Source organism: Lactobacillus sp. ESL0700, from assembly GCF_029392095.1.
Lineage (GTDB): Bacteria > Bacillota > Bacilli > Lactobacillales > Lactobacillaceae > Lactobacillus.
This window is the reverse complement of sequence record NZ_CP113930.1, coordinates 987,024-1,001,417: the sequence shown is the minus strand read 5'-3', so window position 1 is coordinate 1,001,417 and position 14,394 is coordinate 987,024. Positions and strand designations below refer to the sequence as shown.

The 14,394-nt window shown below is 37.1% G+C and carries 11 protein-coding genes; 9 read left to right on the top strand and 2 right to left on the bottom strand.

Going from position 1 to position 14,394, the window contains the following annotated elements:
* Positions 1 to 97: 97 nt before the first annotated feature.
* The 5 genes from OZX63_RS04760 to OZX63_RS04740 are packed head-to-tail and all read left to right on the top strand — an operon-like array spanning position 98 to position 7,389.
* Positions 98 to 1,774, top strand: a complete 1,677-nt coding sequence (locus tag OZX63_RS04760) for a formate--tetrahydrofolate ligase (protein WP_277141937.1) — start codon at positions 98 to 100, stop codon at positions 1,772 to 1,774.
* A 9-nt stretch (positions 1,775 to 1,783) separates the two neighbouring features.
* Positions 1,784 to 2,248, top strand: coding sequence for a signal peptidase II (gene lspA / locus OZX63_RS04755; RefSeq protein ID WP_277141935.1), 465 nt, complete (start codon positions 1,784 to 1,786; stop codon positions 2,246 to 2,248).
* Positions 2,241 to 3,149, top strand: coding sequence for an RluA family pseudouridine synthase (locus tag OZX63_RS04750; RefSeq protein ID WP_277141933.1), 909 nt, complete (start codon positions 2,241 to 2,243; stop codon positions 3,147 to 3,149). The genes lspA and OZX63_RS04750 overlap by 8 nt, the downstream gene beginning before the upstream one ends.
* Before the next feature lie 4 nt (positions 3,150 to 3,153).
* A complete protein-coding gene (locus tag OZX63_RS04745) occupies positions 3,154 to 4,209 on the top strand; it encodes a carbamoyl phosphate synthase small subunit (protein ID WP_277141931.1) in 1,056 nt (351 codons plus the stop codon).
* A gap of 3 nt (positions 4,210 to 4,212) precedes the next feature.
* A complete protein-coding gene (locus tag OZX63_RS04740) occupies positions 4,213 to 7,389 on the top strand; it encodes a carbamoyl phosphate synthase large subunit (protein WP_277141929.1) in 3,177 nt (1,058 codons plus the stop codon).
* A 51-nt stretch (positions 7,390 to 7,440) separates the two neighbouring features.
* On the opposite strand, the gene OZX63_RS04735 is transcribed toward OZX63_RS04740, so the two are convergent.
* Positions 7,441 to 9,129 carry an NFACT RNA binding domain-containing protein gene (locus tag OZX63_RS04735; RefSeq protein WP_277141927.1) on the bottom strand — a complete coding sequence of 563 codons (1,689 nt, stop codon included), beginning with the start codon at positions 9,127 to 9,129 and terminating at the stop codon, positions 7,441 to 7,443.
* A 377-nt stretch (positions 9,130 to 9,506) separates the two neighbouring features.
* Between OZX63_RS04735 and OZX63_RS04730 the strand changes: the two genes are divergently transcribed.
* The 3 genes from OZX63_RS04730 (at position 9,507) to OZX63_RS04720 (ending at position 11,550) form a co-directional block, all read left to right on the top strand.
* Positions 9,507 to 9,920, top strand: coding sequence for a MarR family transcriptional regulator (locus OZX63_RS04730; RefSeq protein WP_277141925.1), 414 nt, complete (start codon positions 9,507 to 9,509; stop codon positions 9,918 to 9,920).
* A gap of 78 nt (positions 9,921 to 9,998) precedes the next feature.
* A complete protein-coding gene (locus tag OZX63_RS04725) occupies positions 9,999 to 10,877 on the top strand; it encodes a DegV family protein (protein WP_277145065.1) in 879 nt (292 codons plus the stop codon).
* Between the two features lie 49 nt (positions 10,878 to 10,926).
* Positions 10,927 to 11,550 (top strand): NUDIX hydrolase, encoded by a 624-nt coding sequence (locus OZX63_RS04720; protein ID WP_277145063.1) that lies wholly within the window; start codon positions 10,927 to 10,929, stop codon positions 11,548 to 11,550.
* 70 nt (positions 11,551 to 11,620) lie between these two features.
* Here the strand turns inward: OZX63_RS04720 and xerS are convergent, their stop codons facing one another.
* On the bottom strand, positions 11,621 to 12,691 hold the full coding sequence (xerS, locus tag OZX63_RS04715) for a tyrosine recombinase XerS (RefSeq protein WP_277145061.1): 1,071 nt from the start codon (positions 12,689 to 12,691) through the stop codon (positions 11,621 to 11,623).
* A 1,326-nt stretch (positions 12,692 to 14,017) separates the two neighbouring features.
* Here xerS and OZX63_RS04710 point away from each other — a divergent pair.
* Positions 14,018 to 14,377, top strand: coding sequence for a helix-turn-helix transcriptional regulator (locus OZX63_RS04710; RefSeq protein WP_277132737.1), 360 nt, complete (start codon positions 14,018 to 14,020; stop codon positions 14,375 to 14,377).
* The last annotated feature ends 17 nt before the right edge of the window (positions 14,378 to 14,394 follow it).

Sequence of the window (14,394 nt, the reverse complement as noted above, 5' to 3'; positions counted from 1 at the left end):
GAAGTTGATTTTAACAAAGGTGGGACCTAAATTCTAATATGAAAAGGCAAGAAGACAAAATGACAACTTAATTTAAAGACAGAAAGAAGAATGCTAATTGAAAACAGATATTCAAATTGCACAAGAAGCACAAATTTTACCAATTAATGAAATCGCAGCTAAGGTAGGCTTAACTAAGGCTGACCTTGAGCCTTATGGCTATGACAAGGCCAAGATTAATTGGCAAGCAATTAAGAGAGTTCAAGCTAACGAACACTTAGGTAAGCTGATTTTAGTAACCTCAATTTCACCAACACCAGCTGGTGAAGGCAAGTCAACAATGACAATTGGACTTGGTGACGCAATTAACAACCAATTACATCAAAAAACTGTAATTGCATTGCGTGAGCCGTCAATGGGACCTGTTTTTGGTCTTAAAGGTGGTGCCACTGGTGGTGGTCAAGCCCAGATTATTCCAATGGAAGATATTAACCTGCACTTTACAGGTGATATGCACGCGTTAACTGCCGCAATCGATACTTTAGCGGCACTTGTTGACAATTATATTTACCAGCAAAATGACCTTGATCTTGACCCTGACAAAATTGTCTTGAAACGCGGAATTGATGTTAATGACCGTAGCTTACGTCAAGTAACAGTTGGCCAAGGTTCTAAATTCAATGGGATTGAACATAAGTCAAGCTTTGCAATTACCGTTGCTAACGAACTAATGGCAATTTTGTGCTTAGCAACAGACATTAACGACTTGAAAAAACGAATTGGTGCTATGTTGGTTGGTTATACAACTGCTAATGAACCAGTTTATGTTAAACAACTTGGCTTTCAAGGGGCAATTGCTGCACTTCTTTCTAATGCACTAAAGCCAAATTTAGTACAAACAATTGAACACACACCTGCATTAGTGCACGGTGGGCCATTTGCTAACATTGCTCACGGTGCTAACTCTGTTATTGCAACTAACCTTGCTCTTCATTTAAGTGATTACACTTTAACAGAAGCTGGTTTTGGTAGCGATCTTGGCGGCCAAAAGTTTATGGATTTTGTATCTACTAAACTTGATAAAAAGCCTGACGCTAGTGTTGTTGTTGCAACGGTGCGAGCATTAAAATATCAGGCTGAAGGTTCAACCGATAATCTAGATCAGGAAAATCTCTCTGCTTTACGCAGCGGCTTTAAGAATTTAGAGCGCCATATGAATAATATGCGTAATTATGATGTTCCTGTAATCGTCCTGATTAATCGTTTTGCAACCGACACACAAGCAGAACTCGATTTGCTGACACAGTTAGTTAACGAGCAGGGAATTGACGCAAAGGTTGTTGACTATCATGAGCAAGGCTCAAAGGGCGGTATTGAGGCTGCTCAAGCTGTCGTTGACTTAGCTAATTCTGGTAAATCCAACTTGACACCAACTTATCAAGCAATGGATGACGTCAAAACCAAAATTGCTAAAGTTGCCAAAAATATTTATCACGCAACAAGCGTTGAGTACAGCGAAAAGGCTGAGCGTGATATTCAAGAATTAGAAAAGATTGGAAAAGATAAACTACCCGTTATCATTGCCAAAACGCAATATTCATTTACTGATAACGCAAAATTACTGGGGGCACCAACTGATTTTGCTTTGCACGTTAAGGGTGCAAGCTTAAGAAACGGTGCTGGCTTTATCGTAATTACTACCGGTCATGTTTTAGATATGCCGGGATTACCTAAGCATCCAGCAGCACTTGATATTGATGTCGACAATAATGGTAAAATCAGCGGTTTATTCTAAAACTTATTTATGCAATTTTTATATTTAATTATTTCTTTAGTGGTTGTCCTTGCAGACCAAGGACTTAAGTCTTTTATCAGCAATAATTATGCGCTAGGAGAAGTTCATCAAGTTGTGCCGCACATTTTGTCATTTACTTATGTCCAAAATAACGGTGCTGCTTGGAATATTCTGACTGGGCAAATGTGGCTCTTCTACCTGATTAGCGTTTTTGCAATTGGTGTTTGCCTGTTTTATCTATTTAAGCCCAAATACAAGAACATGTTATTTGATTGGGGATTAGCCCTTGTTTTAGGGGGCATTATCGGTAATTTAGTTGACCGCATTCACCTCAAATACGTAGTTGACATGCTGCAATTAGATTTTATGCATTTTAATATCTTTAATATTGCCGATTCCGCAATCACTGTTGGCATTATTCTGGTGTTTATTTATCTGGTGTTTTTTGATGAAAGTGGTAACGTGAATGACTGAAAACTATCAGCTTGAAGTTAAGACTGAACAAGGACGGCTCGACAAGTTTATTGCTGCCAAAATTGCGACCTTATCGCGTACTCGTATCAAAGAATTGATTCAAGATAAACAAATATTGGTCAACCAAAAGCTCGAGAAAGTTTCATACAAGGTGCAGCCTGGTGATCAAATCGAGGTAACAGTTCCGGCTCTAAAGCCGTTAGCAGTCACTTCAGAAAATATCCCGCTGGATATTGTTTATGAAGATGAAGATGTCATTGTCGTTAATAAACCGCAAGGAATGGTTGTCCATCCAGCAGCAGGACATCCTGATCATACCTTAGTTAATGCGCTGTTATACCATACAAAAGATTTAGCTGCCAGTCCTGAAGGCTTTCGCCCAGGGATTGTCCACCGCATTGACAAGGATACATCAGGCTTATTAATGATTGCCAAAAACGCTCATGCGCGTGAGAGCTTAGAAGACCAATTAGCCCATAAGACTAATAAAAGGCAGTATTTAGCAATTGTTCACGGTAATTTTAGCGAAAATAGTGGTGTTATTGATGCACCAATTGGCCGTAATCATTACAATCGCAAAAAGATGGCTGTTGTTGAAAATGGCAAAGATGCTGTCACGCATTTTACAGTGCTTGAACAATTTAAAGATTACAGTTTAATTCGTTGTCAATTAGAGACCGGTCGGACGCACCAAATCCGTGTTCATCTATCCTATATTGGCCATCCCGTTGCAGGCGACCCCTTATACGGACCGCATCATACCTTACAAGGTCATGGGCAATTTTTACATGCTCAAGTTTTAGGCTTTTCACAACCATCTAGTGGCAAGTGGCTTGAGTTTCAGATAGAGCCACCGCAAATCTTTTTGCAGCGGCTAGCTGAATTAAGAGAAACTAAGTGATTACATGAAACGATATTTAATTCTTGAGGATGGCAGTTCATTTGAAGGTGAGGGCTTTGGTGCCTCAATTATTTCAACGGGTGAATTGGCAATTCAAACCGGCAATTATGGCTATCAAGAAGCTTTAACCGATCCAACCAATGCTGGTAAAATACTTGTTTTTACCGCGCCAATGATTGGGGGCAACGGAATTAATGCCATTGATTACGAAAGCATTAACCCAACTGTCAAGGGAATTATTGCCAACGATGTTGCCCGAAATATCTCCGATAGCGAAAATTTTCAAGATTTAAATTCTTTTCTAAAAGAAAAGAAAATCCCGGCATTATATGGCGTTGATACGCGGGCGCTGGTGCACTTATTGATTGCAGAAAAGACCATCAAGGCGTCAATTATGGACGCAAGTGATGAACATGCTTTTGACCAAATCAAGGCACTTGTCTTGCCTAAAAACAAATCGGCTGCGGTTTCAACCAAAAACGCTTATGCAGCACCAAATGTAGGCAAAACCGTTGCTGTCTTAGACCTCGGGCTCAAACACTCAATGCTGCGCGAACTATCATTAAGAAAAATCAACGCCACAGTCTTGCCGCTCGATGCTTCTGTAACCGACATCAAGAATTTACGACCGGATGGCATTATTATCTCGGGAGGACCAGGTAAAGCCGCTGAAGTCAAAGCTACTTTAGAGCCAATGTTTACTCATTTTTGTGGAAAGTATCCTATTTGGGGCATCGGTCTAGGGTTTTTGGCCCTCAGTGACTACCTGAAGTTTGAATTAGTTGACTTACCTGAGGAATTTAATGGCACTAATTATCCGGTAATTGAACAAAATTGTAACCATATTTGGCAAACAGCAATGAACATCTCCCAATTGGTCTTAGCTGATAGCGTCCAAATGGAAATGGAACAGGAATACTTTGACCTGCACAGTTATTTACTGGCGGGCTTTTGTAATACGCAGAAAAAGATAATCGGTACAGCTTTCAACGCTGAAGGTGCACCAGGAAGTCTTGATGCATTATCTATTTTTGATGATTTTGTAAAGATGATGGGGTAGAGTATGCCTTTAGAAAACGATTTAGATAAGATTTTAATCTTCGGATCAGGACCAACACTGGTAGGTAGTGTTGCAGAAACCGACTTACTGACCTCTGATGCAATCAGAGCGCTTTTAGAAGAAGACATTCATGTGGTCCTTGTAAATCCTAACCCAGCAACAATTTCAACTGATAAAAGGCCGGGAGTAACCGTTTATCTTGAACCCATGACCTTGGACTTTTTAAAGCGAATTATTCGCATGGAAGAACCCGATGCAATCATTCCTGCGTACGGCTCAACTACGGGGTTGTCAGTAACGATGGATTTAGTCAACGATGGGATTTTGCAGCAAATGGGCATTAAGTTGCTCACGCTAAATAAAGAAACCTTGATGATTAATTCTCAACAGAAAATGACTGCCTTTCTTAAGCAAAACGGTCTAATCGTCAATCAAAATTGGAAACTAGCCGATTTTACCATTGAAAATTTGGCGCATGAATTAGACACAAAAGTTACTTTTCCTGTCTTACTGGTCAAAAAAGAGCGTTATTTGCCTAATAAGCAGACTATTTTTCACAAAACTCGAGATTTGGTTGATTACGTTAAAAAAGAGCGGCAATGCGAAGGCTTTTCCTGTGACAACTACCGCTTAATTGAAGATTTGTCTTCATGGGAAGAAGTCATCGTCAATATTATCCGTGATGGTGATGGCAATGTGCTATTCACCAGTTTTGCGGATTCGATTGAACCGGTTGCAATTAATGCCGGGGATTCCGCGATGGTAATGCCGGCATTGACTCTGAATAATGACCAAGTGCAACGCATTAGACAGATTGCGCAAAAAATTGCGGTTAGCTTAAAAATAGTTGGTATTTTGAATATTCATTTTGCTGTTAAGCATCAGGGAACTAAGTTTGATGTCAAAATTTTAACAATTAAACCACGATTAACTAGGAGCGCAATTTGGACACAACGAATTGGTCTTTATAGTGTTGGTTATATCGTTAGCAAAATCGCGATTGGCTATCGCCTTAACGAGATTACGGACCCCATGTCGGGGCTAAACGCCGCAATTGAGCCAACTCAAGATAAGGTCGCTGTGCGCATGCCGTACTGGTCACTAACGCAATTGGGAGCAAACTACTATTCTTTAGGTAAAAGAATGCAATCAGGCGGGGAAGCCATTGGTATTGGGCGCAATTTTGAAACGGCATTTTTAAAGGGCCTTGCTTCAACAATTAATCTCAATACGGCCGTGCAATTATTTGTCGCCGAAACAGAAAAAGACAAGGAAGCAATTAAGCAGGACTTACTTCATCCCGATGAAATGCATCTGATTAAGCTGCTAGCTGCTATTGCTAAAGGATTTTCTTATCAAGAATTACAACAGCTGTTGCAGCTGCATCCCGTTTACTTTCAAAAATTGCAAAACATTGTCAAGATCGGACAGAAATTAAACGAAGATAAACCAAGTGATGAATTACTTCTTGAGGCTAAAAAGCGCGGGTTTCGTGATGAATTAATTGCCAATTTAACTGGAATTAGTCTTGATGCCTTGCAAAAGCATCTTAAAAAAATCCATTTGACACCATCTTATTTGCAGATTGATGGGTCATCAGGTGTTTATCGGCCCAATGTTTCTGCTTATTACAGTGCTTTTGGCGTTCAGGATGAAGTCGAGCCACTTAAAGCCGACAATAAGATACTTGTCATTGGTATGTTGCCATCACAAGTATCAGTTACCAGCGAGTTTGACTACATGATTAGTCATGCGGTACAAACTTTACATAATAATAATTATGCCACTATCTTAATTTCCAATAATGATGAATCCGTGGCCACTAGTTATAAATATACTGATCGCATCTATTTCGAACCTGTCACGGTTGAGAATATTGTTCAGGTAACACGCAAGGAAAACATCAAAAATGTCTTACTCCAATTTTCTGGTAAAAAAATCAACGCACTAGGAGATAAGCTCGTTCAATGTGGTTTAAATGTTTTAGGTAATCATAGCGAGAATCCCGTTGACAAGATTAAGCAGCTGCTGACAACGCCAATGAAGTCACTTAAGCAAAATCCGCTTTTGACGACTACTGACGCTAAGGAAGCAGAAAAGTTTATTCAAGAACACGATTTTCCAATTTTGATCGGCGGCTTCAATAACCAGGGGGTTAAGCAAAAGTCGGCCGTTGTTTATGATCAGCCAGCATTAGAGAAGTATGTTTTGGAAACTCAGCTATCAAAAGTAACTTTGTCACACTTCATTGAAGGTAACAAGTATGAGATTACGGCGATTTCTGATGGTAAAGACGTTACCATTCCGGGAATTATTGAGCACTTAGAGCAGTCAGGTTCACATGCCTCGGACTCAATCGCGGTCTTTAAACCACAAAATTTGTCTAAAGCTGGCAAAAAGTTGCTAGTTGAATATGCAACCGAATTAATTAAGCGGCTAAAGATGCGCGGCATCTTCACGCTTCACTTTTTAATTGTCGATAAGAGTATTTACCTATTACAAATTAAGCCGTATGCGGGGCACAATGTTGCCTTTTTATCGCAATCATTAGGCAAAGATATTACATCATACGCGACAGCAGTGTTAACGGGAAAGAATTTGGCTGACTTAGACTGTAAAAAGGGCCTCTGGCATTCAAATAACTTTATTCATGTTAAGATGCCAGTCTTCTCATACGTTGATTACAATAGTGGCAATACCTTTGATTCCAAAATGAAGTCATCTGGCTCGGTAATGGGCCGCGATACGGAACTGGCTAAAGCTCTCTATAAGGGTTATGAAGCCAGCGGCCTGCATATTCCAAGCTTTGGTACTCTCTTTATTTCTGTTCGTGATGAGGACAAGAAAAAAATGACGGAGTTGGCACAACGCTTTAACCGGTTAGGTTTTAAGATTGTGGCGACCGAAGGTACTGCCAATTCTTTCGCTGAAGCCGGGATTACAACTGGTGTGGTAAGCAAAGTTCATTCGGATCCGAATAACTTATTGGAAAAAATTCACCAGCATAAAATTGTGATGGTGGTTAATATTACTAACCTTTCAGATACAGCAAGTGGTGACGCAATAAGGATCAGAGATGAAGCTTTAAACACACATATTCCTGTTTTATCTAGTATTGAAACTACGGAACTAATCTTGCAGGTCTTAGAATCATTATCACTAACCACGCAACCAATTTAGAAATTTAATTTGCTAACGCAAAACCGAGAATGCAATGCATTCTCGGTTTTTTTAATCTATTCGTTTACTTAAAACACGATCTTTTTCTGGAGTAACTTCAATCGAGTTCTGTCCGGTATAAATAACAAATCCAGGTTTAGCACCGTTTGGCTTCTTAACACGCTTATCTTGAACATAATCAACTTGCACATGCGCTGAATCTTTAGCTTTAGAAAAGTAGGCCGCAATTTCAGCAGCTTCCGCAATATCTTCATCGGTAGGCTGGTCATCTTGCAAAATAACATGTGAGCCGGGGATATTCTTAACATGGAACCAAAAATCAGTTTTGTTTGCCTTTTTAAGCGTTAACCAGTCATTTTGGTAATTATTTTTACCAACCAGCACTGTTTTACCAGAGGTAAGCTTAAACTTGTTTAAATTATGTTCCGTAATTTTTTTCCGGCGTTTTTGCTTCTGCGGGCGGCGAATATAACCTTGGCTGATTAATTCATCAGTAATTTGGTCAATATCTTGTGGCTCAGCGTTATCAATCGCAGTTTGAATGGAATCAAAGTAAGTTAAATTACTCTGTGCTATATCAATTTGCTGCTTAACGTGCTTAATCGAATCTCGCAGCTTTTTATAACGGGTAAAATATTTTTGACCATTGCGCGCTGGAGACAATGCAGCATCAAGTTTAATCTCAATTGGTTGATTATTATCATAATAATTCGGCAAAGAAATCTTGGTCATCCCAGGTTTAACTTGCCTCAAATTTGCATTTAAAATTTCACCCCGAATGCGATACCCTTCGGAATTTTCTGCTTGATTAAGCTGCTTATTAAGTTTGACAATTTTTTTACTTAACTTTTTTTGCTCATTTTTAACAATGCGCTCAACTTGACTTGCCTTTTGCTTAACCCAATCACGATTAGCCTGATATTGATAAAATTCATCAAGAGCATGGTTTAAATCTGGATCTGTGCTCTCTTGGACTAAATCTAGGTGATAGGGGAGGTAAGGGAAGATTTTTCGCTTGTTATTAGGTGTTTTTAAAACAAACGCGCCAGACTTATTAAATTGCTGCATAAAAATTGTGAAAGTTGAGTAAGTATTATCATCTTCCAAATAGCCGGTTAATTCATCTCGATCATCACGGTCTAAGCCGCCAACTTTTTTAGCAAAAGCCGCTGGCTCGCAGCCAGCAATTTCCTGATTAAAGTCATTCTCCGTTAACTCAAAGCCATTTAAACCCGGATTAAGGGGCGGCAATTCATATTTTGCCTTAGGTAGTAGAATTCGTGCCCGGTTTTCATCAGGATTAATTCGCTTTAATAGATCAATTATATGACCGCTTGTTTGGTCATATAAAATCACATTACTGTGGCGACCCATCAATTCAACTGATAAAACAAGTTGTACCTGATCGCCAAGCTCATTACGATTACTGAAACAAAAGTTAATAATCCGGTCAACTCCAACCTGATTAATAGACTGTAAAACCGAGCCTTCAAGATATTTTCGTAGAACCATTACAAAAGTAGGCGCCTTATCCGGATTACTAATTGCTTGTTTGGTTAAGTAAAACCGCGGATATTGCGCATTTGCAGAAATCAATAATTGCTGATTTTTGCGTTCTTTTCTAAAAGTTAAAATCAAATCCTGGTTAAAAGGCTGGTAAATTTTTGATAAGCGGCCACCAACAAGAGCTGGAGCCACACTGTTTAATAGGCTATGAATGAATAAGCCGTCAAATGCCATAAAGATCACCTCAAAATACGAACTCTATTATACCAATTATTTGACAATAAGTATAAGTATCATGATACCGACTTTCTTAAAATAACGTACAATAACAATATATTAACAAATTTAATATTAGCTAAACAAATCATTGCAAAAAGATGCTATACTGGTAATATATATTAATGAATATCAGTATTTATTCTTTATAAGTTAAAATTAATGTCAAAATGTTTCACAATAAAATTATTTGCACACTAAATACTATTGTTTCACGCTTTAATTAATCTAATAAACGCTTATTTAACAATGATTTTCAGCTTTTTTATCGCAAAAATTTATAGTATTGAAAATAATTTTATCTTTTAGTTAGTCAGAGGAAAAGGGTTAGTTGAATGGATATTTTATGTTTTAGCACGCTTGCCGCGCAAATAAAAAATGAAATCAGTCGTAAATGTGGGTTAAACTTATCGCAAACAAGAATTTTACTATACTTCGATAAAAGTGGTAATCAACCGCTAAAAATGGGAAGTTTAGCAAAAAACTTAAATATATCTTTATCAACCTTAAGTAGACAATTACAACAGAAAAAAACTTTGGCTTTAGTTGAAATTACCCGGTCGGAGAGTAATTCCAGTAAATCGGTCGTCTTAAACGAGGCTGGTACTCAAAAAGCTACCGAGTTAAAAGCTGCCTTAAAGCAAATTGAAGATGTGCTCTTCAAAGATTTTTCACCAAACGATCTTGCGCAGTTGAGCACCACAATTAACCAATTGGCTACTAAATTAGAAACAGTAAAGTCTCTTTAGATAGATAGTAGAATGCCCGCCTATTTTTATGCTATAATTTCTCTTGTATCACATATTAATAAGCGAAAGGTTAATTAGATGAAAATTGCATTAGTTACCGATAGTACTAGCGTTATAACTAAACAAGAAGCTGAAGACAATAATATTATTGTTGTGCCAATTCCAATTATTATTGGTAATGAAGAATATTTAGAAGGTGTCAATATTACTTCCGACAAGCTTTTTGAGCTGCAGCGGGAGGGTGCTGATTTTCCTAAAACCTCACAGCCAAGTATGGGTAGTATGACTAGCCTTTTTGACAAGCTACATGAAGAAGGATATGAAGCAATTATCGCGATTACACTTTCTAGTGGCATTTCAAGTTTCTATCAAAATTTATGTAATATTGCCCAGAGTCACCCAGCATACAATCTTCATCCAGTTGATACCAAGATGACTGTGCGTTTGCAGGGTAATTTGGTCTTGGCTGCTGCAAAAATGATCAAAAATGGCTTAGATTTAACAACTATTCTTGATCACTTAGAAAAAATCAGAGCAACAATTGATGAGGTATTTGTCGTTAATGACCTGAAAAACCTCAGCCGTGGTGGCCGTTTAAGTAATGCTGGTGCCTTTATTGGTTCAATGCTTAATATTAAGCCGTTATTAACCTTTAAAGACGGAGAAATTGTTGCTTTTGACAAAATCCGCTCAATGAAGCGAGCTTTCATCAAAATGGAGAGTTTGACAGTTGAGAAAATCAACCAATTGCCATACAAGAATAAAATCAAGTTATTCATTATTGACTCAAATGATGAAAGTCAGGTTAAGGAAGCAAACGAATTTTTATTAAAAGAATTCCCAGATAAGACAATTTCAATCACCAGATTTAGCCCCGGCATTGCGACTCACTTAGGTGAAAAATCACTTGCCATTGGCTGGATGATCGACATTGACAAAATTGATTTAACAAAATAATTAGCAGCTTTTATAGCTGCTTTTTTCTGTAATATTTAAAGGAGAAAACATGGATAAAAAAGATCAGTTTACTGATTGGGCAATTGAATTACAAAGCTTAGCTCAAGATGGCTTGGAGTATGGTCACGACAAATTTGACTTAGAGCGCTACGAACGAATTAGAGCTATTGCTACAGAAATGATGGCCGCTAAAACTGGTTTGCCACTCAAGCAGGTTAAGTCATTATTCAGCAGTGATGACGGTTACCAGACGCCTAAACTGGGCACTCGTGCAGCGATTTTTAAAGATGATCAAATTTTGCTAGTGCGAGAAACCACAGATGGTGCTTGGTCAATGCCTGGTGGCTGGTGCGAGCCTAATGTATCCGTTAAAGAGAATTGCATTAAAGAAGCCAAAGAGGAGTCAGGTCGTGACGTTGTTGCCGAACGAGTAATTACAATTCGCAACCACATACATACGATTCGCGGCGAGCGAGCAATTAATGTCATTGATGTTTTCTTCCTATGTCGTGAAGTTGGCGGCGAGTTTGTCAAAAACACGGAAACAACTGACTGTCGCTATTTCAGTCTTGAAGATCTACCTGAGTTATCAGCTGAGCGCAACAGTAAAGCAGAAATTAAAGCTTGCTTTGATGCATATCATGATCCGAACTGGCAAACGACTTTTGAATAAAATTCATGTAACTATAAAAAAGTACCAATAACTGTTACGCAGCAAATTAGCAGTTATTGGTACTTTTTATTTAATCTTTATTTTCCGTTTCAGAAATTTCATTTAAGGCATCACGCTGTTTTTTCTGATCGACGTGAGTGTATAAATCCGTGGCTGAGGTGCCTTTTTGTCCAAGCTGCTGTGCTACAAGCACCTGGTCCTTAGTCACGCCATAGAGCTCAGAAGCAAGGGTATGGCGCAACTTATGTGGTGTCAGTGGGTGACCAAAGCTAGCGGAATACTTGTTAACCATTTTTTCAATTGCATTAGTTGTCATTCTTTTTGTCTTTTGATGCCACCGAGTTAAGAAAAACGCAGTTTCCTTTTTAGTGGCTAAATAGCGCTCACGTCTAACTTTCTGATATTCAGTAATATAATCCAAAGTCCATTCAGCAATCGGCACACTGTCGCGCTGGCCACCTTTACGCGTAACATCGAGCGTAGCCTTTTTCAAATTTAAATCTGACAAGTTAACGCCGGCACATTCAGAAACTCGAATTCCAGTTCCCAAAATTAAAGCAATAATTGCCATATCGCGTTCTTTATTTATTTTAAAACTCGGCAAGGCCTGCTTATTGCAATGTTGTTCATATTCATTTTCAATAAAATCAAGAAACTGATACTTTAACTTTCCAATGTACATATGCGACTCAAGGATATGTGCTCGATAGTTTAACGTCTTTGTGTTGTTAAGTGAGTCGATTTTGAGCATCACGTTACGCTCAAAATAAGGCTGACCATCATTATTGTCAGCAGTAATCGTTAAAAATTTAAATAGGGAACGTAAGGCATTAATTGAGCGATTAATCGTTGTCGGTGAATTTAAATGTCCTTGCTGATTTTTAACGTGGCCTAAATAATTAATGTACAACATAATGTCATTGCGTCGCAAATTTGCTAGTGTAGTAATGTCAATATCCCGATTATCCGCTGCAGAGGAAATTCCTTCTTGGCGCAGCCAATCAAAAAAGCGTCGTATTTCTGTTAAATATTGGTAAGTGGTTGTTAATGAATGGTTGGTGCCGAAATTATATTCCTTAACAAAATCCGGCATGCCTGTAAGCTCAGCTTCAATTAAGTCTAAATACTTTTTGGTTTCCACAAATATGTTCTCCTTGATAGTTTATTGTCATTAATAATTATAAAGCAAAAGTAGAATGTATGTTCGAATTTTTGACTATGAAAAATGATATAAAAGAGAAGAGGAGGGAGAAAAGTAGGATTCGTGGTATTGCCGTTATTAAGTTATTAAGTCGACAAATTATTTCCTGGCATGCAATTTCATCTTTTGAGACAAAATTATTTTTTCAGCATTTGTGTTTGCTCCCAAGTTTTAAAATTTAAATACTGATTGATTTTTTAATTGGCTAAAAAATTATTAATTATTGATTGTCAGTTAAATTAATTTAGCTAAAACCTTGTAAGACAGCTCTTTATACCTATCATTAAAATTATAGTTTTAATGATAGCAGCCAAAAAATACTTATAATAACGGCCACGTCCGCAATAAAACTAATGACTCATTTCTTCTATATATAATACAAAATAAAATCCTTGCATTAAAAAATTCAGTCATTACTACTTTACACTTTAATTATTACTAACAACTAGCAAATTCAAACTAACTGGATTAACAGGTTATCAGTTATCAGCCAAAATAATTTTATTTGGCCGTAGAATTGCAATCTCAGCAGTTAAATAAATTCTGTATGAACTCAAATTGAGTTTTTTTATTCAAATACCGTTGCATGATCTGATTATTTACAATAAACCATAATTTAAAGTCAGTCAGTGATGACTCTTCTGAATAATAATTATTTTTCTAAATAACTTTACATAATATATATTATACGAAGTAACATCAAGAATAATTTTAGCATTTACTCTTTTATATTCCTCTTCTTAACTTGCTACCCCGTAATTTTTTCTTGCAAAGATAATAGCTACTTAATCGTTGATATAACTGGATAAATTTGCCAAAACAAGTTGCTGACACGCTAAACTCACCAGATTAAAATTAATAATTACTTACTTAAACCAAGTAAATATTTAATTTGAAAGTCATTTAAGGATCCTATATTTTAAAAATTATAAAATTTAAGCGATTACTAGGCAAAAATTAAATACATTGCATTTAATAATTAACTATACTTTAATCTTTTTGTTTACCTTTCCCATGTGACAAGCAATTACGCCATTTAAGATAATATTTGCCACTTTTTCCCTTTTTTATTTTAAGTTGAATTTTTCTAGGTGCATTTTTATTTAAATTTTTAGCAAAATGTCCTACAATACTATCTGGGGTTTTTAAAAATAATTTTTAATTTCAATTCGGTTACTTGAAATTAAAGATTATACTTATTATTCTTAACATTTTATTTTATAATCTTGAATAGAGATTATTTTTTTGAAAGGGTTGATTTATTCCATGAGTATAAATTTAGGAAAAGAAATATGCCGTCGACGACGTGAACAAAAACTGACACAGGAGGATCTCGCTGAATTAAGTGATTTGTCAGTTAACTTTATCTCACGTCTTGAACGTACTAAGAACCAAAACATTAGTATTCAAAAGCTTGATTCAATCGCCAGAGCTTTAAATACAACAACACCAGATATTATCATGAACGCTTACCGCTTCAAAGAAGTTAAGGTAGAAAATCATCAAGATAATACTCCAGTTTTCATTAAGAAGGTTCTTAACGAATTAAGAAAAATGGCTCCTGAAAAGGCTGAACGCGTATGCAAGTCTTTCATTATCTTAGCCAAAGAAATTAACAAAGATTAATTTTCAAAAATCAAAAA

Coding starts and splice junctions, on each gene's coding strand:
- lspA (WP_277141935.1), top strand. CDS start 1,784: ATGCAATTTTTATATTTAATTATTTCTTTAGTGGTTGTCCTTGCAGAC.
- OZX63_RS04730 (WP_277141925.1), top strand. CDS start 9,507: ATGGATATTTTATGTTTTAGCACGCTTGCCGCGCAAATAAAAAATGAA.
- OZX63_RS04740 (WP_277141929.1), top strand. CDS start 4,213: ATGCCTTTAGAAAACGATTTAGATAAGATTTTAATCTTCGGATCAGGA.
- OZX63_RS04750 (WP_277141933.1), top strand. CDS start 2,241: ATGACTGAAAACTATCAGCTTGAAGTTAAGACTGAACAAGGACGGCTC.
- OZX63_RS04745 (WP_277141931.1), top strand. CDS start 3,154: ATGAAACGATATTTAATTCTTGAGGATGGCAGTTCATTTGAAGGTGAG.
- OZX63_RS04735 (WP_277141927.1), bottom strand. CDS start 9,129: ATGGCATTTGACGGCTTATTCATTCATAGCCTATTAAACAGTGTGGCT.
- OZX63_RS04710 (WP_277132737.1), top strand. CDS start 14,018: ATGAGTATAAATTTAGGAAAAGAAATATGCCGTCGACGACGTGAACAA.
- OZX63_RS04720 (WP_277145063.1), top strand. CDS start 10,927: ATGGATAAAAAAGATCAGTTTACTGATTGGGCAATTGAATTACAAAGC.
- OZX63_RS04725 (WP_277145065.1), top strand. CDS start 9,999: ATGAAAATTGCATTAGTTACCGATAGTACTAGCGTTATAACTAAACAA.